This window comes from Halomonas sp. BM-2019 (assembly GCF_017584085.1).
In genome coordinates this window covers 1,616,771-1,619,552 of record NZ_CP071922.1, presented here as the reverse complement: position 1 = coordinate 1,619,552, position 2,782 = coordinate 1,616,771, and the positions used below count along the sequence as shown (strand labels likewise).

The 2,782-nt window shown below is 73.2% G+C and carries 4 protein-coding genes and 1 pseudogene; 3 read left to right on the top strand and 2 right to left on the bottom strand.

From position 1 onward, the window contains the following. Both J5F18_RS08180 and J5F18_RS08175 read right to left on the bottom strand, forming a co-directional pair. The coding region (locus J5F18_RS08180; protein ID WP_346301774.1) for a GlsB/YeaQ/YmgE family stress response membrane protein at positions 1 to 220 on the bottom strand (220 nt) is incomplete at its 3' end. Between the two features lie 40 nt (positions 221 to 260). Next, entirely contained in the window at positions 261 to 812 is a 552-nt protein-coding gene (locus tag J5F18_RS08175; RefSeq protein ID WP_346301773.1) for a DUF924 family protein, read from the bottom strand. Between the two features lie 84 nt (positions 813 to 896). Between J5F18_RS08175 and J5F18_RS08170 the strand changes: the two genes are divergently transcribed. The 3 genes and pseudogenes from J5F18_RS08170 to J5F18_RS08160 all read left to right on the top strand — a co-directional run. Beyond that, positions 897 to 1,085: a hypothetical protein gene (locus tag J5F18_RS08170; protein ID WP_346301772.1), complete on the top strand. Its 189-nt coding sequence runs from the start codon at positions 897 to 899 to the stop codon at positions 1,083 to 1,085. Between the two features lie 22 nt (positions 1,086 to 1,107). Beyond that, complete coding sequence (locus J5F18_RS08165; RefSeq protein ID WP_346301771.1) at positions 1,108 to 2,499, top strand: YcjX family protein; 1,392 nt, start codon at positions 1,108 to 1,110, stop codon at positions 2,497 to 2,499. A gap of 10 nt (positions 2,500 to 2,509) precedes the next feature. Then, positions 2,510 to 2,782 (top strand): annotated as a pseudogene (locus tag J5F18_RS08160) (TIGR01620 family protein); the annotation flags it as partial.

The window sequence follows — 2,782 nt, the reverse complement described above, 5'->3', positions numbered from 1 at the left end:
TCACCCACAGCAGCACCACGGCGCCGACGATGGCGGTGACCAGCGAACCGATGAAGCCACCGGCCTGCAGCCCCAGCAGGCTGAACAGGAAGCCGCCGATCACCGCGCCCACCACGCCGACGCCGATATTGCCGAGGATGCCGAAGCCGCCCCCGCGCATGATATGGCCGGCGATCCAGCCCGCCAGGCCGCCGATGATCAACCAGGCAATCAGTCCCATGAAGCTCTCCTTGGCAGTGGTAGGGCGCCGGGCCAACGGCTCAGAACGACGAGCCCGGCTGTTCGAGGAAGGCCAGCTCCTCCGGGGTGGAGAGCCGACCGAGTATCGCATTGCGATGGGGATAGCGCCCGAAGCGCAGGATGATATCGCGGTGGCGGTGCTCGAAACGCAGGTTCTCCTCCAGCCCCGGCTGGTCGAAGAGGCGCAGCGCCTCGTCATGGATCGCCAGGGACTCGCTGTGCATCCAGGGCATGTAGAGGAAGGCGCGCCAGGCAATGTCCAGGTGGCAATCGCTGCGATGGGCCACCGCCTCCTGGGCCAGCACCAGCGCCATCGGATCACGGGCGAAGGCCAGCGGGGTGTCCCGATGGATATTGCGCGAGAACTGGTCGAGCACGATCACCTCCGCCAGGCGGCCCCGGGCGGTGAGGCGCCACGCCCACAGCTCACCGCGTCCGGCGGCCGCCAGCAGCTCGGCAAAGTGCGCCGCGATCTCGGCGTCCAGCGCCGGGTCCTGGCGGAACCACTGGCGCGGCTCGAGCTCCTCGAACCAGAAACGGATCACCGCCTCGGCGTCGGGCAGCCTGCTCATGGCACTCCTCCCTCGTCGCCCCTTCGGGGACACCCCGACTCCTGATACCATTCCCCGCAGTCCACGACAACCCGAGGAGCGTGCATGTCGCCCCAGCACTTCATGGAGATGGCCTCCTTCACCCTCAACCTGGTGGGCCTGGTGGTCTGCATCGGCGGCCTCACCCTGGTCCACCGCACGAGACACCGGCTGCCCGGCTACCTGCTGGCCGGCAGCGGCTTTCTGATCGCGGCGAGCCCGCTCCTGTACGCCATGCTCGCCGCCCCCCGCTGAGCTCGCCCAGGAGGCCACGCCCATGCGCCAGCCCCTGGCTCGCGAACTCCACGACCTGCTCGAGCGCGGCCGCGACCGCCAGCTCAGGCTGGCGGTGACCGGGCTCTCCCGCTCGGGCAAGACCGCCTTCCTCACCTCGCTGGTCAACCAGCTGCGCCATGCCGGCCTGGAGGCCAGGCTCGACCTGCTCCCCGCGGCCCGCGAGGGCCGCCTGCTGGGGGCCCGACGGGTCAACCAGCAGGACCTGGGCGTACCGCGCTTTCCCTACGACCAGGCCATGGCGGCCCTCACCGAGACCCCGCCCCGCTGGCCGGAGCCCACCCGCGGCATCAGCGAGCTGCGCCTGACCCTGCGCTACCGGCCGGCCCGGCGCGGCTGGCTGGCCGGCGACACCCGCCAGCTCACCCTGGACCTCTTCGACTACCCGGGGGAGTGGCTGCTCGACCTGCCGCTGCTGGCCCATGACTACCCGAGCTGGTGCCGGAGCCAGCAGGCCCTGGCCGGCGCGCAGCGCCGCGGCCACTTCGCCGCCTGGCACGGCGCCGTGGCGGGGCTCGACCCCGCCGGGGAGGCCGACGAGGCCCAACTTGCCGAGATCGCCGAACGCTACGCCGAGGGGCTGCGCGCCGCCCGGGAGGCCGGCTTCGCCGACCTGCAGCCGGGGCGCTTCCTGCTCCCCGGCGATCTCACCGGCGCCCCCGTGCTGCAGTTCTTCCCGCTGCCGGGCGTGGCCGAGGCCGACCCCGCCGCCCTGGCCGCCCTGCCCGCCGAGAGCAACTACGCCACCCTGGCGCGGCGCTTCCGGTACTACCAGCAGCACATCGTGCGGCCCTTCTACCGCGACCACTTCCGCCGCTTCGACCGCCAGATCGTGCTGGTGGACCTGCTCGGCGCCCTGAACGCCGGGCCCGAGCGCTTCCAGGACCTGGCCCGGGCGCTTTCCAACCTGATGCAGAGCTTCGACTACGGCAAGCGCAGCCTGCTGTCACGGCTCTTCGCGCCGCGCATCGACCGCCTGGCCATCGCCGCCACCAAGGCCGATCACGTCACCCCCGAGCAGCACCCCCGCCTGGTGGCGCTGCTCGAGGCGCTGCTCGCCGAGCCACTCAAGGACCTGCGCTTCGCCAGCGTGCCGGTGCGCGCCCTCTCCCTGGCGGCGATCCGCGCCAGCGTGGCCCGCGAGGTGGAGCACCGCGGCCAGCGCATACCGGCGCTGCGCGGCACCGGGCTCGACGGCGAGCCGCTGCTGCTGTTCCCGGGCGAGGTGCCCGAACGCCTGCCCGACGACGCCTTCTGGGTCCGCCAGGGCTTTTCCTTCCCGGCCTTTCGCCCGTTGCCCCTCGAGGGCGGCGCCCTGCCCCACATCCGCATGGATGCTGCCCTCGACTGGCTGATCGGAGACAAGCTGTCATGAGCGAGCCGTCATGAACGCACCCCGCGACCCGCGCCCGGGCCAGCGCTTTGCCCCGGAGGCCGGCGAGGCCGAGTCGCCGCCCCCCCGGGACCCGCGCCCCGCCGAGCCCTTCGCCAGCGACCTGGCCAGCCGCCCCCTGGCCGACGCCCCCCCGGGGCCGGCCGAGCGCGCCCTGGAGGCCAGCCTGGCCCGGCCCCGCCGGCGCCGCTGGGGCCTGCTCGCCCTGGTCCCCGGCACCCTGGGGCTCGGCGCCCTGGAGGCCGGCGGCACCCTCTATGCCGCC